The following is a 20,525-nucleotide window of genomic DNA, read 5'->3' as shown; positions in this document are numbered from 1 at the left end:
GTTCAGACCACTTGGGTGGGCACGGCGTGGCGCAGTTCGGTCTGGCGGTTGTGGTCGTCCACAAACACCAGCTGGGGCTGGTGGGTGGGCACCTGGTCCTCATGCACCTGGGCGAAGGCCGCGATGATGATCAGGTCGCCTGCGGATGCGCGGCGCGCGGCCGAGCCGTTCACCGAGACCATCCCGCTGCCGCGCTGGCCCTTGATGGCGTAGGTGACAAACCGTTCGCCATTGTTGATGTTCCAGATGTGGATTTGCTCGTTTTCGGCAATGTTGGCAGCGTCGAGCAGGTCCTCGTCGATGGCGCAGGAGCCCTCGTAATGCAGCTCGCACTGGGTCACGGCGACGCGATGGATCTTGGATTTGAGCAGGGTGCGGAACATCGGACTTCCTTGCGATGAAGACGTTGAAAGGGTGACGGCAGACAGCGCCAGTGCTTGAAGGCACGCGGGGCGGGCGGCAGGGTCAATGGACAGAAAAATCGAGCACGCAGCTGTCACCCAGTGCTTCGCGCCACACGCGCACGCGGCTCACGCGGGGGCGAAGTTCGGAAGGCAGGGCCTGGGCGATGAAGACGCACAGGTTCTCGAGCGTGGGTGTGCCCAGGCCCGGCACGTCGTCCAGCATGTGGTGGTCGAGCTGCCCGCGCACCACCTCCAGGCCCCGGCGCAGCAGGCCCAGGTCCAGCACCATGCCGGTGGCGGGGTCGCGTGGGCCGCTCAAAAAGACTTCGGCGTGGTAGGTGTGGCCGTGCACGCGGCGGCTGCCTTCGGCCTCGATCTCACGGCGCAGGGTGTGGGCGGCGTCGAAGAAGAACCGCTGGGAAATGGTGAACAACATAGACAACGACAACAAAGAAGGTCCGCTTACCGGATGCCGGTGAGCTTGTGGGTCTGCAGGCTCAGGCGCCATGCAGGGTGGGCCATGCAGGCATCAATGCAGGTGGCGGTGTTCTGGCGCTGCAGCAGGCCATCCATGGGTTGGAGAAAGCGGTGGGCAAACTGCGTGTCTTGTTCCAATGCCTGCAGGTCAAACCCCGGCTGGGGCCACACGAGTTTCAGCTCCTGCCCGCTGCGCTGAACCCACGGCGCGCCGGCCTTGGGGCTGATGCACAGCCAGTCGATGCCCTCAGGCGCTTTCACCGTGCCGTTGCTCTCCACGGCGATGCGAAATTGCTGCGCGTGCAGCGCGTCGATGAGTTCAGCGTCCACCTGCAGCAGGGGCTCGCCACCGGTCAGCACCACCAGCCGGTGGCCCGCGCCCGCAGGCCATTGCGCAGCGATCAGCTCGGCCAATGCGGCGGCTGTCTCGAACTTGCCACCCAGCGTGCCGTCGGTGCCCACAAAGTCGGTGTCGCAGAACTGGCAGATGGCCTGCGCGCGGTCCTGCTCGCGGCCCGTCCAGAGGTTGCAGCCCGCAAAGCGGCAGAACACGGCGGGTGTGCCCGCCTGGCCGCCTTCACCTTGCAGGGTGTAGAAGATTTCCTTGACGCTGTAGGTCATGGCCGCAGGCTCGGTTTCTCGGCGGTGCGCCGGGCCACCGGAGGTACCAGGATGGTGGGCGCGGCGGGAGCGGCCAGCTCGGGGTAGTCGCGGCTGAAGTGCAGGCCCCGGCTTTCGCGGCGCATCTGTGCGCTCTGCACGATGAGGTCGGCCACCTGCACCAGGTTGCGCAGCTCCAGCAGGTCGCGCGTGACGTGGAAGTGGGCGTAGAACTCGTTGATCTCGCCCTGCAGCGTGGCGATGCGGTGCGCAGCGCGCTCCAGGCGCTTGTTGGTGCGCACGATGCCCACGTAGTCCCACATGAAGCGGCGCAGCTCGTCCCAGTTGTGCGAGATGACCACGCACTCGTCGGCATCGGTCACGCGGCTGTCGTCCCAGGCGGGCAGGGCGGGCAGCTCGGCCGTGGGCGCTGCGGCAATGGCCTGGGCCGCAGCGCGCGCGAACACCATGCATTCGAGCAGCGAGTTGCTGGCCAGCCGGTTGGCGCCGTGCAGGCCGGTGCAGGCCACTTCGCCCACGGCGTACAGGCCGGGCAGGTCGGTGCGGCCGGCCAGGTCGGTCAGCACACCACCGCAAGTGAAGTGGGCCGTGGGCACCACGGGGATGGGCTCTTTGGTGATGTCGATGCCCAGCGCGGCGCAGTGGGCCAGGATGTTCGGAAAGTGTTCCTGCAAAAACGCGGGGCTCTGGTGCGAGATGTCGAGGTGCACGCAATCGAGGCCGTGCTTTTTCATCTCGAAGTCGATGGCTCGGGCCACCACGTCGCGCGGGGCCAGTTCGGCGCGCGGGTCGTGGTCCAGCATGAAGCGCGTGCCGCCCGCCGAGGGGGGCAACAGCAGCCTGCCGCCTTCGCCACGCACCGCCTCGCTGATGAGGAAAGACTTTTCGTGTGGGTGGTACAGGCCCGTGGGGTGGAACTGGATGAACTCCATGTTGGCCACGCGGCAGCCTGCGCGCCACGCGGCGGCAATGCCGTCGCCCGTGGCAGTGTCGGGGTTGGTGGTGTACAGGTACACCTTGCCCGCGCCGCCCGTGGCCAGGATGGTTTGCGGCGCGCGGAAGGTGACGACTTCGTCGGTGTCGCTGTCGAGCGCGTACAGGCCCAGGCAGCGGTTACCGGGCAAGCCTAGCTTGCGGGTGGTGATCAGGTCCACCAGCGTGTGTTGCTCGAACAGCGTGATACCGGGCGTGGCGCGCACCACGTCGATCAGCGTGCGCTGCACGGCCGCGCCGGTGGCGTCGGTCACATGGGCAATGCGGCGCGCGCTGTGCCCGCCTTCGCGGGTCAGGTGCAGCTGGTCGCCTTCGAGCGTGAAGGGCACGCCCAGCTCGCGCAGCCAGGCGATGGAGGCGGGTGCGTTTTCCACCACGAAGCGTGTGGTGGCCAGGTCGCACAGGCCCGCGCCCGCCACCAGCGTGTCTTCAATGTGGGCAGCAAAGCTGTCGTCATCGGCCAGCACGGCGGCAATGCCACCCTGGGCCCAGCCGCTGGAGCCATCCTGCAGCGTGCGCTTGGTGATCACGGCCACGCGGTGCGTGGGCGCCAGGTGCAGGGCCGCCGAGAGACCGGCGAGGCCGCTGCCTACGATGAGAACGTCGAAGTCGTGGGATGCCATGGCTTGCGGGTGAGGAATGGGAGTAGCGCCACGGCCACCGGCCAGGGCGGTGAACAGTGGGGCCAGCCTAGGCCGGCGTGTAGGCGAGGCGCACGTAGATGGGTGCGAAGGCCTCGGCCTGCGTGATCTCGATCAGTGTCTCTTTGGCCAGCTCCAGCAGGGCGATGAAGGTCACCACCAGCACGGTGCTGCCTTTTTCAGGCTCGAAGAGTTCTTCAAACTCCACAAAACGGCGGCCTTGCAGCGTCTTGAGCACCATGCTCATGTATTCGCGCACGCTCAGTTCCTCGCGCGTGATCCGGTGGTGCTGTACCAGCTTGGCGCGTTTCAGGATGTCGCGCCAAGCGTCCTGCAGCTCCACCACATGCACGTCCGGAAAGCGTGGCTGCAGGCTTTGCTCGATGTAGACCTGGGCTTTCAGGAAGTCGCGCCCGTACTGCGGCAACTGCCCCAGGCGGGCGGCGGCCATCTTCATCTGCTCGTATTCGAGCAGGCGGCGCACCAGCTCGGCGCGCGGGTCTTCGGGCTCTTCGCCTTCAGCCTGCTTTTTGGGCGGCAGCAGCATGCGCGACTTGATCTCGATCAGCATCGCCGCCATCAGCAGGTACTCGGCCGCCAGCTCCAGGTTGCGGCTGCGGATCTCGTCCACATACGCCAGGTACTGCTTGGTGACTCCCACCATGGGGATGTCGAGGATGTTGAAGTTCTGCTTGCGGATCAGGTACAGCAGCAGATCGAGCGGGCCTTCAAAGGCTTCCAGGAAGACTTCAAGCGCATCGGGCGGGATGTAGAGGTCCTGCGGCAGCGCAAACAGCGGCTCGCCATACAGGCGCGCCAGCGCCACCTGATCGACCACCACGGGCATGCCCGCCGCATCCAGCACGGGCGCGCTGGGCGAATGGGCCGCTGCGTTCGCGGTGGTCATGAATGCTATTGAAAAGTGAGCTATCAGCGCTTGATGGTTAAGCGCTGGAGGCCAATTGGATGCTTATTCAGCGTTCGTCTGGTAGACGTAGGGCTTCTGGGGCACCTGGCCGTCGCGGTATTCGCCCCAGACCTTGCGGTCCACGTTCTTGTCCCACAGCAAAGCGCGGCCTGCTTGCTGCTGTTGGTCCAGCTCGGGGCGGCTGGCCTTGAGCTGGTTGATGAACTGGGTGGTGTCGGACTGGTAGTCGGGGCGGCGGAAAATGGACATGGACTGTTAACCTCTTTGCCACGGATTTTACCGGGACCGACTTATGCCCTTGATATATCGCGCCGCTGCCTTGGCCGCCGCCGCCTTTTCCCTGCTGGCGCTCACCGCCTGCGACCCGCAGCGCATCAGCGAACTGCAGCCCGGCGTCTCTACCGAGGCCGATGTGCGAGACCGCTTTGGCGCCCCCGAAAACGTGTGGGACGAAGCCGGCGGTGCCCGCACCTTGGAGTACAACCGCCAGCCTGCAGGCCAGGTCAACTACATGATCACCATCGGCGGCGACGGCCGCATGACGGCGCTGCGCCAGGTGCTCACCCCCGAGAACTTTGCGCGCGTGGTGCCCGGCACGCGCATGGACGAGGTGCGCCGCCTGCTGGGCAAGCCCGCCAAGGTCACGCCCTACGAATTGAAGCGGGAAACCCACGCCGACTGGCGCTACCTGGAGGCGCCGAACCAGGCCAAGGTGTTCACCGTGGTCTACGGGCCCGACCAGGTGGTGCTGCGCACCCAGACGGGCGCGGACCTGGATGCGCCGGAGTTCAAGGGCGGCAAGTAGCGCCGCAGACGATCACACCGGCAGGTCTTCCAGCCCCTGCGCCGCCAGCCGGGCGGCAAAGCCCGAACGCTCGATCAGCGAGCGCGGCTGCTCGTGCAGGTGCACCAGGCGCAGCCGCCCGCCGCGTGCGGCCACCGCCTTGAGGATCTGGGCCAGAGCGTCGAGCCCCGTGGTGTCCAGCGCCACCAGTTCGCTCGCGTCCAGCACCACGTCCATGCCCGGCGGGCCGGCCTCCACGGCCTGGAGGATGGGGTCGATCTTGGCGGCGGCTCCGAAGAACAGCGCGCCGTGCAGGCGCCAGGTGGCCGTGGGCCGCCCCCGGGCCGGGGCGCCTTCAGGTTCCGGCTGGCGCACCACGCGAAAGAGCCCGCTCATGCGCCGCACAAACAGCGCGCAGGCCATGAACAGGCCCACCTCCACCGCCACCGTGAGGTCGAACACCACCGTGAGGAAAAACGTGCCCAGCATGAGCAGCCGGTAGTGGTTGCTGAAGTGCTTGAGGCGCACGAACTCGTGCCACTCCCCCATGTTCCAGGCCACATACAGCAGGATGCCCGCCAGCACCGCCAGTGGAATGTGCAGCGCCAGCGGCGCGGCCACCAGCACGATCACCGCCAGCGTGGCGGCGTGCACCATGCCTGCAATGGGCGATGTGGCGCCTGAGCGGATGTTGGTCACCGTGCGTGCAATGGTGCCCGTGGCGGGCATGCCGCCAAAAAACGGCACCACCAGGTTGGCCAGGCCCTGGGCCACCAGTTCCTGATTGGGGTCGTGTTTCTTGTGGTGTGGATCGGTGGCCAGCTGGTCGGCCACGCGGGCGCACAGCAGCGATTCGATGGCGCCCAGCAGCGCGATGGTGAGTGTGGGCGTGACGAGCAGCCGCACCGTCTCCCACGAAAAATCGGGCAGTTCGAACACCGGCAGCGCCTGTGGAATGCCGCCAAACCGCGAGCCAATCGTCTCCACCGGAAACTCCATGCTCCAGGCCAGCAGGCTCAGCGTGACGAGGGCCACCACCGGCGCAGGCACGCGCGCAAAGCTGCGCACGGTGTGCCGCTCCAGCACCTGCATCACGGGCGAGCCTTTCATCATCAGTTTGGGCCACAGGAACAGCCCGGCCACACAGGCTGCGCCCAGCCCAAACGCATAGGGATTGAAGCTGTCGAGGTGCTGCGCCACCGTGCCGACCTGCGAGAAAAAATTGCCTGGCATGCGGTCAATCGACAGCCCCAGCCAGTCTTTCACCTGCGACAGCGCAATCAGCACCGCAATGCCGTTGGTAAAGCCGATCACGATGCTCACCGGCACAAAACGCACCAGCGTGCCCAGCCTGAAGAGCCCCAGCAACACCAGCAGCACGCCCGCGCAGGCCGTGGAGATCAGCAAATTGGCCACGCCATAGCGCTCGACGATGCCGTAGACGATGACGATGAACGCCCCCGCCGGCCCGCCAATCTGCGCGTTGGTGCCCCCCAGGGCCGAGATCAGAAAGCCCGCGATGATCGCCGTCCACAACCCCGCTTCGGGCTTGAGCCCGCTGGCAATCGCAAACGCCATGGCCAGCGGCAGCGCCACGATGCCCACCGTCACCCCCGCGCCCACATCGGCCAGCCATCGGCCCTTGTCGTAGCCGCGCAGCGCATCGAGCAAGCGGGGGTGGAAGGCGAGTGAAAACTGCATGGTGGCGGGCACTTTCTTGTCGGGGGCTCTGCGGCGGCCCAGGGCATCGGCACCGCCGGGATGCAGCCACAACCGGATCAGTGCGAGGCAGACTTCAGTGTAGTGAGCCGGGTGCGGAGTGCAATGGGGTGGAATCTGTGCGCAGACCAAGCACATTGCGTGCCGAATGCGCCCGCTCCCGGGGTCCGCGCCGGGCGGCTTGGATGTCGATGGATGTGCAAAATAGATAGCAAACTATCGAATATCAATAAGCGATGGAGGCTAAAAAAGCTTAGAAATTTACCCGCCCACATGCTGCTAGGCAGGGGCGGCGCCCGCGCTCCCTGGCATATTGCTTGCTGATCTTCGATTGCCTTCCCGGCCCCCGCCTTGTGCGGCTTGATTGGACGATTGCCCGACCCCCACACCATGACCGACACCCCCGTCCCCGCTGCAGAGCCCAACGCCGCCGCCGATGCCACCACCCTGCGCCACGGCGCGTTCGAGGATGTGCAGGCGCTGTTTGCCGGCACGCTGTTTGTCGCCATGGCGCTCATGCTGTTCAACCAGGCGGGGCTGCTGGTGGGCGGCACGGCGGGCGTGGCATTCTTGCTGCACTACGTCACCGGCGTCTCGTTCGGCAAACTGTTTTTTGTGGTCAACCTGCCGTTCTACTGGTTTGCCTGGACGCGCATGGGGCGCGAGTTCACGATCAAGACCTTTGTTTGCGTGGCCCTGCTGTCGCTGCTGACCGAGTTGTTCCCGCACGTGATGCATGTGGACTACCTGAACCCGCTGTTCGCATCCTTGCTGGGCGGGCTGCTGCTGGGCACGGGCTGCCTGTTTCTGGCGCGCCACCGCTCCAGCCTCGGTGGGGCCACGGTAGTGTCGCTGTACCTGCAGGCCCGCTATGGCATGCGCGCGGGCAAGGTGCAGATGATGATCGATGGCACCGTGGTGCTGCTGGCGCTGTTTGTGGTGCCGGTGGACCGCGTGGCGTATTCGGTGCTGGCCGTGCTGGTGATGAGCGGGTTCTTGTGGATCAGCCACCGGCCAGGGCGTTACGTGGGCCACTGAGGGCGGGGGCCGCCAGCGCGGTGGCTGCCTGCCTCAGATCGTGAACGGGTCCCCGGGGTTTTGAGCCCCCGCGAAACCCCCGGTGCGATTCAATTCCATCTGTCAACCCTGCTTCAGTGGGGGTGCGTTGGCACGTCCACCCGCACTAGAGTCCCTGTCACCCCGCCTGAACCTGCACCACGGGAGCCGGATTCGCCCGCGCTTTCTGAGGGGGTGAAGCGCCCACCCCGTTCACGTGCCCGGAGAACCCCTGATGTATCGAACTTTTTCTGCCAGAGCCGAGGCGCTGTGGGCAAGGCTTGCCGGGGCGGCAAGGCTGTTCCTTCCGGTGGTGAGTGGAGTCCTGATGGCGTGTGGCGGTGGCGAAGACCCCGTTGCGCCCCCACCACCGCCACCCGTGGCGCAACATTCCGTGGGCGGCACCGTGACGGGGCTGGTCGGCACGCTCATCCTGGCCAATGGCACGGGAGCGGACCTGACCATCACGGCCAGCGGCAGCTATGCCACCAGCATTTCGCAGGGCGAGGCTTATCACATCGTTGTGCGGACCCAGCCCGCCGGGCAGACCTGCGTTGTGGAAAACGGCTCGGGCGTGGTGGCAGGCCCGGTCACCAATATCCTGGTGGCCTGCACCACCCATACCTACACCGTCAGCGGATCGATCACGGGGCTGCTTGGCGTCGTGACCTTGCGGCTCAACGGCGCCGCGGACCTGTTGGCGGCAGCCAATGGCGTTTTCAGTTTTGCATCTCCGCTGTCCCACGGCAGCCCCTATGCCGTGACGGTGCGCGAACAGCCAGCGGACCAGGTTTGCACGGTGGATGCTGCCACCGGGGTTGTGGTGGCGCCAGTGACCCAGGTGCGGGTGCTTTGCCGCACGGTATCTTCGCCTCCCCCTCCGCCACCTCCGCCCCCACCTGTGCCGGCGCCCCCCACGCCGGGTGGCCTGGGCATTGCCTATGGGACGAAGGCACTGGTCTTTTCCTGGACCTCGGCGCCCGGCGCCACCAGCTACACGGTGTACGAAGACCCGGACGGCCCGGGCCCGCTGGCATCCGCGCAGATCGGCTCGACGGCTACCACCGGGCTGACCTACGCCATACGGGGGCTGTTGCACGAGCGGCTGAATGCCACGTACATGGTGCGCGCCTGCAACGCGGGTGGGTGCAGCGCCCCATCGGCCTCCGTGGCTGCTGACATGGTGCGTGCCGTTGGCTACTTCAAGGCTTCCACCACTACGGTCGAAGGTCGGTTCGGAAACCGTGTGGCCTTGTCCGGCAACGGCACCACGCTGGCCGTGGGGGCCTATGGCGAGGGCGGCAACACCGGCGCGGTGTACGTTTTCACGAAGAGCGGCGCCACGTGGTCGCAGCAGGCGCGCATTGCGGCCCCCAATGGCGAGGCCAACGATTATTTTGGCAATGCCGTGGCACTGTCTGCCGACGGCAATACGCTGGCCATCGGCGCGGACGGCGAAAGCGGCGATCAGAAGGGCACGTTTTCGACGATGCCGGCCACCAACAACCTGGCCAGCAATTCAGGTGCCGTCTATGTGTATGCCCGCACGGGTGCATCCTGGTCGCAGCAGGCCTTCATCAAGGCGAACAACGCGGATGCCGACGATCTTTTCGGTTCATTCGTCGCCCTCTCGAACGACGGCAACACCTTGGCGGTTGGCGCCTACAACGAGGATGGCGACTTGTCCGGAGTGCACGGCAACGCAGCCTATTCCGCGTCTGGGGCTGCCTATGTCTTTACCCGCACAGGCACCAGCTGGGCACAGCAAGGCTACCTCAAGGCCTCCAACGCGGGGGCGGGAGATTTCTTCGGGATCTACCTCAGTGTGTCCGGGTCGGGCGACACCTTGGCGGTGGGGGCCTTCTTTGAGCGCAGCGCCTTCGCAAGCAATCCGGCGGACGACACACTGGCCAATGCCGGAGCGGCCTACGTGTTCGAGCGCAACGCGGGAACGTGGTCGCAGCAGGCCTACCTGAAGGCTCCGCAACCCGTGGCGCAGGACCGCTTCGGCGTGGCGGTCCAGCTGTCGGGCGACGGCAATACGCTGGCCGTGGGAATGGACGGAGACAGCAACAACCACACTGGCGTTTTCGTGGTGCCCCCCGCGAGCAACACGCTGGCCACCAACTCGGGAGCGGTGTTCGTGTTCATCCGTGCAGGCGGCGCCTGGCAGGCACAGGCCTATTTGAAGGCCTCCAATACCCGCGCGCCCCACCGTTTCGGGAACAACCTGGCCATGTCCAGCGACGGCAACATGCTGGTGGTGCCGTCGTACCGGGACAACAGCAGTGCGCGCGGATTCAATGGAGACCAGGCCGACACCGCGGCAGTCGATGCAGGCGCTGTGCTGGTGTTTCGCCGCAGCGCCGGCTCGTGGGCGCAGCAAACCTACCTGAAGGCCTCCAACACCGGCGCCGGGGACCGGTTCGGCGGCCGCGTCGCGATATCCGGTGACGGCACCACGCTGGCCGTGGGTGCATCGACGGAAGACGGCGGGTCGAACGGAGTTGGTGGCAACCAGATCGACGAAAGCAGAACCAACGCGGGCGCGGTGTACCTGTACTGATGCTTTGAGGAGCGGGGCTGGTGGATGTGCTGCCCCTTCCTTCATTGCCTGGTGGTGCTGCTGCGGCCCCCAGCGCCCCTGAGTGCCCTTGGGCGCCGCCCGATCTGCTGGGTCTGCGCGCTTTACCGCACGCGCATGCCGGGCGTGGCGCCGGGCCAGGGGTTGAGCACGTAGATGCCGGGGTTGGCTTTTTCGTCGCCATGGCTGGCGGCCAGGACCATGCCTTCACTCACTCCAAACTTCATCTTGCGCGGGGCCAGGTTGGCCACCATCACCGTGTGTTTGCCGATCAGGTCTTCGGGCTTGTAGGCGCTGGCGATGCCGCTGAAGACGTTACGGGTGCGGCCCTCGCCCACGTCCAGCGTCAGGCGCAGCAGCTTGGTCGATCCCTCCACGGCTTCGCAGTTCACGATCAGCGCAATGCGCAGGTCGATCTTGGTGAAGTCGTCGATGGTGATGGTGGGGGCAAGCTCTTCGCCGCCGGGGTGGGCACTGGCTGCTACGGTTTCTGTAGCTGCTGGCGCTTGTTCTGCCTGCGCTGGGGCCTCAAACAATGCTTCAAGCTGCTCGGGGGTGACGCGCTGCATGAGGTGCTGGTAGGGCGTGATCGCCTGCACGTCGCCCGCCACGTCCCATTGCTGCATGTCCACACCCACGAAGCCTTGCACGGCCTGGGCCAGGCCCGGCAGCACAGGAGCCAGGTAGCGCGTGAGCGACGCAAAGGTGTTGATGAGCACCGAGCACACCTGGTGCAGCGCCTCGTTGTTGGCGGCATCCTTGGCCAGGTCCCAGGGCTTGTTCTGGTCCACGTAGGCGTTGACCTTGTCGGCCAGTTGCATGATCTCGCGCGTCGCCTTGCTGTACTCGCGGGTTTCGTACATCTGCGCGATGGCGCCGCTGGCACCGCGCACTTCGGCCAGCAGGGCCGTACCGGGGGCGCCGAAGTCGCTGGTCAGCTTGCCGTCAAAACGCTTGGTCAGGAAGCCCGCCGCGCGGCTCGCGATGTTCACGTACTTGCCGATCAAATCGCTGTTCACGCGCAGCATGAAGTCTTCGGCATTGAAGTCGATGTCTTCGTTGCGCGCCGACAGCTTGGCCGCCAGGTAGTAGCGCAGCCATTCGGCGTTCATGTTCAGGCTCAGGTATTTGAGCGGGTCCAGGCCCGTCCCCCGGCTCTTGCTCATCTTCTCGCCGTTGTTCACGGTCAAGAAGCCGTGCACGAACACGTTGTTGGGCGTCTTGCGGCCGCTGAAGTGCAACATGGCGGGCCAGAACAGCGTGTGGAAGGTGACGATGTCCTTGCCGATGAAGTGGTACTGCTCGGTGTCGGCAGCGGCCATGTACTCGTCGAAGGTGCGCGTCTCGCCATGTTTGGCCTTGGGGCCGCCCTTGTCGAACCAATTCTTGAGCGAGGCCAGATAGCCCACGGGCGCGTCGAGCCACACGTAGAAGTATTTGCCCGGTGCATCGGGGATCTCGATGCCGAAGTAGGGTGCGTCGCGGCTGATGTCCCAGTCGCCCAGGCCTTCGCTTTGTGTGCCGTCGGGGTTGGTGCGGACGGTGAACCATTCCTTGATCTTGTTGGCCACCTCGGGCTGGAGCTTGCCGTCCTGCGTCCACTTCTCCAGAAACTCCACGCAGCGCGGGTCCGACAGCTTGAAGAAGAAATGCTCCGAATTCTTCAGCTCGGGCTTGGCGCCCGACAGGGCCGAGAACGGGTTGATCAGGTCGGTGGGGGCATAGACCGAGCCACACACCTCGCAGTTGTCGCCGTACTGGTCCTTGGCGTGGCACTTGGGGCACTCGCCCTTGATGTAGCGGTCGGGCAGGAACATGTTCTTCTCGGGGTCGAAGAACTGCTCGATGGTGCGCACCTCGATCAGCGAGCCATCCGCGCGGTCGCGCAGGTCACGGTAGATCTGGCGGGCCAGGTCGTGGTTTTCGGGCGCATCGGTGCTGTGCCAGTTGTCAAAGCTGATGTGAAAACCATCAAGGTACTGCTTGCGGCCGGCGGCGATGTCGGCCACGAACTGCTGTGGCGTCTTGCCTGCTTTTTCGGCGGCAATCATGATCGGCGCGCCGTGGGTGTCGTCCGCGCCCACGAAGTTCACCGCGTGGCCCTGCATTCGCTGGTACCGCACCCAGATGTCGGCCTGGATGTATTCCATGATGTGGCCGATGTGGAAGTTGCCGTTGGCATACGGCAGGGCGGTGGTAACGAAGAGTTTGCGGGCGGATGACGTCATGAAAAGCGGCTTTCTCAGGCGGAACCCGTGATTTTAGGCGGTCGGCAGTGTCCTTGACCGCTGCGGGCGCTGCGTGGGCCCGGTTGGGTCGCCCAGGTGCCAATCAGGGCGTGCGCGCAGGCCACCGATGGCGCCACAATGCCTCGCATTCCAACATGCAACGAGGAGATCACAAATGGCCAGAACATGGGCGAAACGGGTGGGGTGGGGCGTCGGCGGCGCTGTGTTGGCGCTGGCCGCCTACCTGGCGGCGTGGCCGGTGCCCATCCAGCCGGTGGCCTGGAGCGCGCCTGCCGCGCCGGGCTACCAGGGTGTGCACGCACCCAACCAGCGCCTGGCCAAGCTGCAGATGATCGCCCTCAAGGGCGAGGTGGGGCCCGAGCACATCGCTTTTGGCAAGGACGGCAAGCTCTACACCACGGTGCTTAGCGGCAATATCCTGCGCATGAATGCCGATGGCTCGGGCCAGGAGGTGTTTGCCAACACCGGCGGGCGGGTGCTGGGCTTTGACTTTGATGCAGCAGGCAACCTGATTGCCGCCGATGCGGTCAAGGGCCTGTTGTCCATTGCGCCCGATGGCAAGGTCACCGTGCTGGCCGACAAGGTGGGCAACGACCCTATCCGCTATGCCGATGCGGTGGTGGTGGCCCAAAGCGGCAAGATGTACCTGAGCGACGCCTCCACACGCTTTGCCCCCAAGGACTGGGGCGGTACCTTTGAAGCCAGCGTGCTCGACATCCTGGAGCAGGCCAGCACGGGCCGGGTGATCGAATACGACCCCGCCACCCGCACCACACGCGTGGTGGCCCGGGGCATCAGCTTTGCCAATGGCGTGGCGCTGAGCCAGGACGAGAAAAGCCTGTTCGTCAACGAAACCGGCAAATACCGCGTGTGGAAGATCGCGGTGGACGCGAACGACCTCGACATCAGCGAGGCCGATGCCAAGGTCAAGGCGCCCGCCGGCAGCCAGCCCGCACCCCAGGCCCGCGTGCTGCTGGACAACCTGCCCGGCTACCCCGACAACCTGATGCGCGGCATGGACGGCCGCATCTGGCTGGGCTTTGCCAAGCCGCGCGGCGCCGCCATCGACAACATGGCCGGCAAGCCCTGGCTGCGCAGCCTGACGCTGCGCCTGCCGCGCGCGCTGTGGCCCATCCCCAAGCCCTACGGCCATGTGATCGCGTTCACCGACGACGGCAAGGTGGTGGCCGACCTGCAGGACCCGAGCGGCGCTTACCCCGAGACCACGGCGATCACCGAAACGGCGGACCGGCTGTATGTGCAGAGCCTGCACGCGCATGGCCTGGGCTGGTTGCCCAAGGATGTACTCAAGGGGCAGTAGCGGTCTCTTGGTCGCCGCTGCCACGGTATGGCGCGCTGCCTGCAAGGCGCGAGGCGACCCAGGGGGGTGTCACGAATGCTCCCTCATCTGCACCTCGGCGCCGGTATCCGTCCAGCCGAAGAACCGGCACACCTCGGCCCGCATGGCCAGGGTGTCGGCCCGGCCCAGGGCCATCAGCTCCTTCGTGTAGCCCGACTCGAACAGCAGGTAGCTGGCCAGTGCGGCGCCGCGCACGTCGGCCATGTTGGAGGTCACGCCCAACGCGCCCAGCATGGCGCGCACGGGCCCAGGCAGGTCGCCCACATGGCGTGCTGCCACGGCATCGAGCCGTTGCGAGGGGGCAATCACCAGCAGCTCGATGGGACGCAGCGCGCTGTGCAGGCGTTTTTCCTCGGGGATGAGCGACAGGGTCTGGTTGATGCGCTGCACGCGCTCCACGTCCACCGCCAGCGCGTCCAGAAAGATGTTGGACAGCGCGTGCCCCGCAATCTGCGCCAGCGTGGGGTAGGTGGCCGTGGGATTGGCGGCGGCATCGCCCTTGGGCTCGTGCATGCGGCCCGCGCCGATCACCAGAATTCGCTCTGCCCCCAGATGGATCGCAGGGGCAATGGGCGCCGACTGGCGCATGGAACCGTCACCAAAATACTCGATGTGGTCATCCACCTCGATGGCCTTGGCCGGAAAAATGAACGGAATGGCCGAGGACGCTAGCAGGTGCTCGTGCGTGATGCGGTCGCTGGCGGCCTTGCGTTGCGAGCGCACCCAGGGCTTGACGGGCGTGGCGGCTTCAAAAAAAGTGACATGTTCGCCCGAGCTGTAGCTCGACGCCGTCACGGCCAGCGCCGTGAGGTGGCCCTTGCGGATGAGCCCCGGCAGGCGCACCAGCGGCACCATCTTGACGAGCAGTTTCTCCAGCGGCGAGTTGTCCAGCAGCGAGCGCGGTCGCATGCGCCGCCAGCGCGCCAGCGCCCAGCCCATCGACACCAGCGTGAGCCAGCGCGCGCCGCTGCGCATCACCGAGAGCGAGTCGGCGCCATAGACCTGGCTGGCGTGGAACTGGCGCCACACGCGGGCAATGCGGCGCACCGCGCGGTCGAAATTGTCGGCCCCGCAGGCCAGTGCCGCCGCGTTGATGGCGCCGGCGGAAGTGCCCGTGATGATGGGGAACGGGTTGGGCCCGCCGCCTTCTCCGCAGGCGTGGCGGATGTCGGCAATGGCCTCCAGCACGCCCACCTGGTAGGCGGCACGGGCGCCGCCGCCGGTGAGCAGCAGGCCGGTAGGGGGGCGGTGGGAGGCAGGGGTATCGGAAGGGGCTGAGGGCGGCATGGGTGTTTGCTGGGTGGTGCCCCAAGTGTCGGGGGGCGGCCGCGAGCGTTTTATGTGGGAAAACCCGCATGGAGGAGGCCGGAGATCTCGCCGTTGCCGAGGGGCTCCAATCTTGCAAACCCCCACCGAAGGGTTGGGGACGAGCCTGTGTCGGGCTTCCTCCATTGCAGCGCGGGTGGGGCACGGGTTGCCTGCGGGGTGCCTGTGGCATGCTCGCGAAGATTTTTGTAGGGGGCGGATTGAACCAGCGCATCATCGTTTCGCTTGATTTCCCTGCCCCTGCGTCCGCAGCCGACCTAGTCCGGAAGCTGGGCCCCGCCGCGTCTTTCTACAAGGTGGGCTTGCAGTTGCTCACGGCGGCAGGCCCTTCCTTTGTCCGCGAGCTGGTGGACGCCGGGAAGCGGGTTTTTTTGGACCTCAAGCTGTTTGAAATCCCAAGCTCGGTGGCTGCCGCCGTTGCTGCTGCCGGGGAGTTGGGCGTTTCCCTGGTGACGGTTCATGCTTCGGCAGGATCTGCGGTGCTGGAAGCTGCCGTGGCGTCTGCGGCGCACTTCCCCGGGCTCAAAGTGCTCGCACTGACCGTCATCACCAGTATGGACGACGAGGCGCTGCGCGAAGTGGGCGTGGTATCGACAGTGCCAGAACAGGTGCTGCGCCTTGCGCTCCTTGCCCAAGCAGCAGTCTGCCATGGCGTAGTCGCATCGCCACTGGAAGCCAGGCTCCTGCGCAACACATTGCCGCAGGAGATGCTGATCGTCACGCCCGGCATACAGCCGTTGGAGTTTGCCAAAGGCGACCACGCCCGCTTCACCACCGCAGCGAAGGCCATCGAGGCTGGTGCAACGCGTGTGGTGGTTGGCCGGCCGATATCACGCGCTTTGAACCCTGCCATTTCTTTTGCCGCCCTGTGCGCAGAACTGGACGGTTGAAACCGTGGCCCAGGAAGGGCCGGCTCGTCGCCTTTGGACTTCACTGCGGTGATTCAGCGGGGCTGCGGGCCTTGAAACATAGCTACCTAGCCTTGGCGCAGCAGAAGCTGCGCCACAGCATCGCCCTGCAGCACCACGATGGCGTGTTCGCCAGCAAACGCCCGGGCGTTGTCGCTGACCTGCCCCAGGGCTGCCACATAGACGCCCGCCTGGGCATCGCTGGCCACCATGGCCGCGTGCAGTTCGCGCAAGGGCTCCACGCCGTGGGTGGCAGCCTTCCAGCGCTTGGCGCTCACCAGCGTGGTCTTGCCGCCCAGGGTCAGGCGCATGTCGGCCCCGGCGTTGTTGCCGTTGATCCGCTCCACGGTGTAGCCCGCCCGGGTCCAGGCGGATGCCAGGGTGTCGGCAAAGCTGCGCCAGGGCATGCTGCCCACGGCCTCCAGCATCTCGGCAACCCTGGCAGGGTTGGGGGCGCGCAGTTGTTTCCAGGCAGCAATGCAGCCGACCACAAAGATGGGGAAACCCGCCAGCGCACCCACCGCGAAGTATTCCTTGGGCAGCAGCGCGCCTGCGGCCAGGACGATGAGGCCGACCACCACAAAGCTGACCCACCATGGCGAGCGCAGCAGCATGGCAAACAGGGATTTCTCGGCCATCTTGAATTTCACGGGGGTCCTTTTCGTTCGGTTTCACGGGTTGCCGCCGCTGTAGAGCCAGGGACAGAGCGAGCGCATTGTCCTTCAGCTGAAGGGGCCTGCGCCTTCGGAATAGACTACCCGCCCCACAGGAGCTATTTGCATGTCAGTCACCGAACAGGGCCTTTTGGCCGCACTTTCCAGCGTGCTGGACCCCCACACGGCCAAGGATTTCGTCAGCACCCGCGCCCTGCGCAACCTGCAGATCACCGGTGGCGATGTGGCCTTTGACGTGGAACTGGGCTACCCCGCCAAGAGCCTGGTGCCCGAGCTGCGCCGCAGCCTGGTGGCTGCTGCCAAGGGGGTGGCCGGGGTGGAGAACGTCTCGGTCAACATCACGACCAAGGTCATCGCCCATGCCGTGCAGCGCGGCGTGCAGCTCTTGCCCCAGGTCAAGAACATCATCGCCGTGGCCTCGGGCAAGGGCGGCGTGGGCAAAAGCACCACCGCCGCCAACCTGGCCCTGGCCCTGGCCGCCGAGGGCGCCAGTGTGGGTGTGCTGGACGCCGACATCTACGGCCCCAGCCAGCCCATGATGCTGGGCATCAACCGCCGCCCCGAAAGCGACGACGGCAAGACCATGGAGCCGCTGGAGAACTACGGCGTGCAGGTCATGTCCATCGGCTTCCTGGTGGACCAGGACGAAGCCATGATCTGGCGCGGCCCCATGGCCACCCAGGCGCTGGAGCAACTGCTGCGCCAGACCAACTGGAAGGACCTGGACTACCTCATCATCGACATGCCGCCGGGCACCGGCGACATCCAGCTCACGCTGTCCCAGCGCGTGCCCATGACCGGTGCGGTGATCGTCACCACCCCGCAGGACATCGCCCTGCTGGATGCCAAGAAGGGCATCAAGATGTTCGAGAAGGTGGGCGTGCCCATCCTGGGCATCGTCGAGAACATGGCAGCCCATGTGTGCAGCAACTGCGGCCACGTGGAACATATCTTTGGCGCCGATGGCGGCAAGAAGATGGCAGCCGAATACAACATGGACTACTTGGGCGCGCTGCCGCTGGACATGAGCATCCGCCTGCAGGCCGACAGCGGCAAGCCCACCGTGGTGGCCGACCCGGATGGGGACGTGGCCAAGATCTACAAGAAGGTGGCGCGCGACGTGGCGGTGAAGATCGCCCAGCAGGCCAAGGACTTCTCCAACAAGTTCCCCACCATCTCGATCAGCAAGAACACCTGATCCTCCTGTTCTGCCGCACTGCGCCATGAATCTGCTCGCGTCCCTACGCTACCTGGTGGCGCTGCACGAGCACCGGCACTTTGGCCGGGCGGCGCAGGCCTGCCACATCACGCAGCCTGCGCTCTCCAACGCGCTGCGCGCGCTGGAAAAAGAGTTTGGCGTGGTGGTGGTGCGCCGGGGCCGCAGCTTTGAGGGCTTCACGCCCGAGGGCGAGCGGGTGCTGGCCTCGGCCCAGCGCATGCTGCATGAGCACCAGGTGCTGCAGCAGGACCTCTCCAGCGACGCCGCCCACCCACGCGGCACGCTGCGCCTGGGCGCTGTGCCCACGGCCATGCCCATCCTGGCGCGGTTTGCGGCGCAGTTGCAGGCGCGGCACCCGGGCATCGTGCCGGTGGCGCTGTCGATGAGTTCGCAGGCCATCGAAGCGGGGCTGGAGAGCATTTCGCTCGACCTTGCGCTAGGCTACACCGAGCGCATGCCGGCACGCGGCGGCCAGCTGCGGGCTTGGCCGCAGTACGTGGAGCACTACTTTCTGCTGCGCCGGGCCGACAGCCTCAAAGGCCGCGGCCTGCAGATCGGCCAGCCCATCGGCTGGGCCGAGGCGGCCGCCCAGCCGCTGTGCCTGCTCACGCCCGAGATGCACAACCGCAGCCTGGTCGACGGCGCTTTTCGCAGTGCGGGCGCCACGGTGCTGCCGGCCATGGAGACCGATTCGGTGCTGACCCTGGCCCTCTCCGTGGTGGCGGGCAACCTGTGCAGCGTGCTGCCCGGCGCGTTGGTGGATGCCGTGCGCGGCCACGATGGGCTGGAGGCCTTGCCGCTTGTCGGGCCAGTGCTTACCACGCCCATCGGTTTCATGTCGCACCGCCAGGTGCAGCCCACGCGGGCGCTGGATGCGGCGCTGGCCCTGGCGCAGGACACGGAATGGCTGCAGCACGCCACAGCACACAGCGGGTTGCTGACGGCTTCCCAGCGATAGGGCGATAGGCAAAGCGCCCCCGCAGGCCAAAGTAGTTTCAGCCGCCGGTTCAGCGGACCGCCACAGTCAGGGCTCGTTGAATGAAGGCACGCTGCGCACACCCATGCCCACCGTCGCCGCGATGACCAGGAAAAAAGGCCATAGGTACAGGCTGGTGACGTTGCCAAAGCGGGTGACGCTGTAAATCAGAAACAGCGCGGACAAGGCCACCAGTTGCGCAACGATGTATTTGGCGAGCGCGCCATTGTTCGGCTGGATGAACAGGTAAATGAGCGCCACCACCATGAGCCCATAGGCGGTGGTCACCGAATGCCAGGCCACCTCTGCAACCGCCCGAATGCCCGGCGGCAACGAGCTTTCTTGAACCGGCGCATTCAGTTGCGGGCTGCCCACGAAAATTTGCATCCCCATCATGAACAAACACAGCGTTGCTGCAGCCAAATACCAGTAGTTGAGCTTTCGCACAGGATTTCCTTTGGGTGTCATTGAACGGCCGATTGCGCAGCCACGTGGCGCTGCCAGGCGATGAAGGCGGGGGCGCCAATCAGTTCCAGCACCGTGAAGCCGATGAAAGGCGCGGGCGGAAGTCCGACGAAGGCCATCGACAGCGCCCGCCCCACGCCGCCCAGAAACACCGCGCCCCACAGCACGGCAAACAACCGCCCCTCGCGCTCGATGCGGGGCAGCAGCGACCACATCGCCAGGCCCAGGGCCAGCCACACGCCGCCAAAAAAGCGCAGGTTGCCGTCGAGCAGGGCATCACGCGGCAGGCCGCTCGTGTGGTAAATCGGGTCGTCGATGCCCATCATCGTCAGCACGCCGGTGGCGACCGGGATCAACGCCATCACAGCGGTGGTGGCTTGGAGCAGGCGTCGGGTCATGGTGATCTTTACAGTGTCAGGATTGACGCATTGTCGAGATGTATCTTGACTGTGTCAAGATTGCCGGCATGACCGATCCTGAACTCCCCCGCGCCACCTACCACCACGGCGATCTGCGCAGCGCCCTGGTGGCGGCCGCCGAGGGCTTGCTCGCGTCCGGGGCCACGCTCAGCCTGCGCTCGGTGGCCAAGGCAGCGGGCGTATCGCATGCGGCGCCTTACCACCACTTCGCCAATCTGGATGCCTTGCTCGCCGCAGTGGCCACGCGGGGTTTTCAAGACCTGGCGGCCGACATGGAGGCAGCGCACCATGGCACAGACACTGCCGCCACGCTGGTGGGGCATTGCACCGCGTACGTGGCCTTTGCGCTCGCGCGCCCCGCCGCGTTCCGGCTCATGTTCAGCCCGCTGCTGCAGCGCAAGGCCGACCACCCGGCGTTTCAGGCGGCGGCGGACGGGTCTTTTCAGGTACTGCGGCAGGCCGCCCATGCCCATGTGGCCGAGGGGGCGGACGAACTGGCGCTGGCGGGATGGAGCCTTGCCCACGGCCTGGCCAGCCTTGCGATTGACGGCGCCTTGTCGGCTGCGCCCGTGTCCATGCCCTCGACGCAAGACCTGGCGGCCATGCTGGCGAGCCGGTTGCTAGTGAGTCTGCCGACGGGCAGGGTGGGTCGCTGACAGGCTGACCCTTGCCGCTGATGCCGCGCAAAACCACGGTGTGCAGCCCATTTGTTTTTGTGATCG

At 66.1% G+C, this 20,525-nt stretch carries 20 protein-coding genes; 8 read left to right on the top strand and 12 right to left on the bottom strand.

The window, feature by feature from the left end; translation table 11 throughout:
- Positions 1-2 precede the first annotated feature (2 nt).
- The 6 genes from panD to ASE39_RS02780 all read right to left on the bottom strand — a co-directional run bounded on the left by panD (position 3) and on the right by ASE39_RS02780 (position 4,313).
- Positions 3-383 (bottom strand): aspartate 1-decarboxylase, encoded by a 381-nt coding sequence (gene panD, locus ASE39_RS02805; protein ID WP_057270108.1) that lies wholly within the window; start codon positions 381-383, stop codon positions 3-5.
- 82 nt (positions 384-465) lie between these two features.
- Positions 466-840 (bottom strand): 6-carboxytetrahydropterin synthase, encoded by a 375-nt coding sequence (locus ASE39_RS02800; protein ID WP_057270107.1) that lies wholly within the window; start codon positions 838-840, stop codon positions 466-468.
- A gap of 26 nt (positions 841-866) precedes the next feature.
- Entirely contained in the window at positions 867-1,502 is a 636-nt protein-coding gene (queE, locus tag ASE39_RS02795; RefSeq protein ID WP_057270106.1) for a 7-carboxy-7-deazaguanine synthase, read from the bottom strand.
- Complete coding sequence (gene nadB / locus ASE39_RS02790; protein WP_057270105.1) at positions 1,499-3,118, bottom strand: L-aspartate oxidase; 1,620 nt, start codon at positions 3,116-3,118, stop codon at positions 1,499-1,501. The genes queE and nadB overlap by 4 nt, the downstream gene beginning before the upstream one ends.
- A 67-nt stretch (positions 3,119-3,185) precedes the next feature.
- Entirely contained in the window at positions 3,186-3,983 is a 798-nt protein-coding gene (locus ASE39_RS02785) for a ScpA family protein (protein ID WP_225584818.1), read from the bottom strand.
- Between the two features lie 123 nt (positions 3,984-4,106).
- Positions 4,107-4,313 carry a DUF3460 family protein gene (locus ASE39_RS02780; protein WP_010463244.1) on the bottom strand — a complete coding sequence of 69 codons (207 nt, stop codon included), beginning with the start codon at positions 4,311-4,313 and terminating at the stop codon, positions 4,107-4,109.
- A gap of 43 nt (positions 4,314-4,356) precedes the next feature.
- Between ASE39_RS02780 and ASE39_RS02775 the strand changes: the two genes are divergently transcribed.
- On the top strand, positions 4,357-4,869 hold the full coding sequence (locus ASE39_RS02775) for a hypothetical protein (RefSeq protein WP_010463245.1): 513 nt from the start codon (positions 4,357-4,359) through the stop codon (positions 4,867-4,869).
- Between the two features lie 12 nt (positions 4,870-4,881).
- On the opposite strand, the gene ASE39_RS02770 is transcribed toward ASE39_RS02775, so the two are convergent.
- Positions 4,882-6,549: a SulP family inorganic anion transporter gene (locus ASE39_RS02770; protein ID WP_057270312.1), complete on the bottom strand. Its 1,668-nt coding sequence runs from the start codon at positions 6,547-6,549 to the stop codon at positions 4,882-4,884.
- A 408-nt stretch (positions 6,550-6,957) separates the two neighbouring features.
- Here ASE39_RS02770 and ASE39_RS02765 point away from each other — a divergent pair, with 408 nt between their 5' ends.
- The gene (locus tag ASE39_RS02765; RefSeq protein WP_057270103.1) at positions 6,958-7,605 is read left to right on the top strand and encodes a YitT family protein; all 648 of its coding nucleotides are present in this window, start codon (positions 6,958-6,960) and stop codon (positions 7,603-7,605) included.
- Positions 7,606-7,858: 253 nt separating this feature from the next.
- Positions 7,859-10,189 (top strand): hypothetical protein, encoded by a 2,331-nt coding sequence (locus ASE39_RS02760; RefSeq protein ID WP_082615301.1) that lies wholly within the window; start codon positions 7,859-7,861, stop codon positions 10,187-10,189.
- A gap of 122 nt (positions 10,190-10,311) precedes the next feature.
- Here ASE39_RS02760 and metG read toward each other — a convergent pair whose 3' ends face one another.
- Positions 10,312-12,435, bottom strand: coding sequence for a methionine--tRNA ligase (gene metG / locus ASE39_RS02755; protein ID WP_057270101.1), 2,124 nt, complete (start codon positions 12,433-12,435; stop codon positions 10,312-10,314).
- Positions 12,436-12,610: 175 nt separating this feature from the next.
- Here metG and ASE39_RS02750 point away from each other — a divergent pair, with 175 nt between their 5' ends.
- Positions 12,611-13,777, top strand: coding sequence for an SMP-30/gluconolactonase/LRE family protein (locus ASE39_RS02750; RefSeq protein WP_057226462.1), 1,167 nt, complete (start codon positions 12,611-12,613; stop codon positions 13,775-13,777).
- A 69-nt stretch (positions 13,778-13,846) separates the two neighbouring features.
- Here ASE39_RS02750 and ASE39_RS02745 read toward each other — a convergent pair whose 3' ends face one another.
- Positions 13,847-15,103 (bottom strand): patatin-like phospholipase family protein, encoded by a 1,257-nt coding sequence (locus ASE39_RS02745; protein ID WP_010463256.1) that lies wholly within the window; start codon positions 15,101-15,103, stop codon positions 13,847-13,849.
- A 209-nt stretch (positions 15,104-15,312) separates the two neighbouring features.
- Between ASE39_RS02745 and pyrF the strand changes: the two genes are divergently transcribed.
- Positions 15,313-16,032 (top strand): orotidine-5'-phosphate decarboxylase, encoded by a 720-nt coding sequence (gene pyrF, locus ASE39_RS02740; RefSeq protein ID WP_057270100.1) that lies wholly within the window; start codon positions 15,313-15,315, stop codon positions 16,030-16,032.
- A gap of 86 nt (positions 16,033-16,118) precedes the next feature.
- On the opposite strand, the gene ASE39_RS02735 is transcribed toward pyrF, so the two are convergent.
- On the bottom strand, positions 16,119-16,688 hold the full coding sequence (locus tag ASE39_RS02735) for a restriction endonuclease (protein WP_057270099.1): 570 nt from the start codon (positions 16,686-16,688) through the stop codon (positions 16,119-16,121).
- A gap of 142 nt (positions 16,689-16,830) precedes the next feature.
- On the opposite strand from ASE39_RS02735, the gene apbC reads away from it, so the two are divergent.
- A complete protein-coding gene (gene apbC, locus ASE39_RS02730; protein ID WP_010463262.1) occupies positions 16,831-17,922 on the top strand; it encodes an iron-sulfur cluster carrier protein ApbC in 1,092 nt (363 codons plus the stop codon).
- A gap of 25 nt (positions 17,923-17,947) precedes the next feature.
- A complete protein-coding gene (locus tag ASE39_RS02725; RefSeq protein ID WP_057270098.1) occupies positions 17,948-18,901 on the top strand; it encodes a LysR substrate-binding domain-containing protein in 954 nt (317 codons plus the stop codon).
- A 66-nt stretch (positions 18,902-18,967) separates the two neighbouring features.
- Here the strand turns inward: ASE39_RS02725 and ASE39_RS02720 are convergent, their stop codons facing one another.
- Both ASE39_RS02720 and ASE39_RS02715 read right to left on the bottom strand, forming a co-directional pair.
- Entirely contained in the window at positions 18,968-19,366 is a 399-nt protein-coding gene (locus ASE39_RS02720) for a hypothetical protein (protein WP_010463265.1), read from the bottom strand.
- 17 nt (positions 19,367-19,383) lie between these two features.
- Entirely contained in the window at positions 19,384-19,782 is a 399-nt protein-coding gene (locus ASE39_RS02715) for a DUF4345 domain-containing protein (protein WP_057270097.1), read from the bottom strand.
- A 68-nt stretch (positions 19,783-19,850) separates the two neighbouring features.
- Here ASE39_RS02715 and ASE39_RS02710 point away from each other — a divergent pair, with 68 nt between their 5' ends.
- Entirely contained in the window at positions 19,851-20,459 is a 609-nt protein-coding gene (locus ASE39_RS02710) for a TetR/AcrR family transcriptional regulator (RefSeq protein ID WP_035197911.1), read from the top strand.
- Positions 20,460-20,525 lie beyond the last annotated feature (66 nt).

It is taken from the genome of Acidovorax sp. Root267 (assembly GCF_001429215.1).
In the GTDB taxonomy this organism is placed as follows: Bacteria; Pseudomonadota; Gammaproteobacteria; order Burkholderiales; family Burkholderiaceae_C; genus Acidovorax; species Acidovorax radicis.
This window is presented reverse-complemented; position numbering and strand designations above follow the sequence as displayed.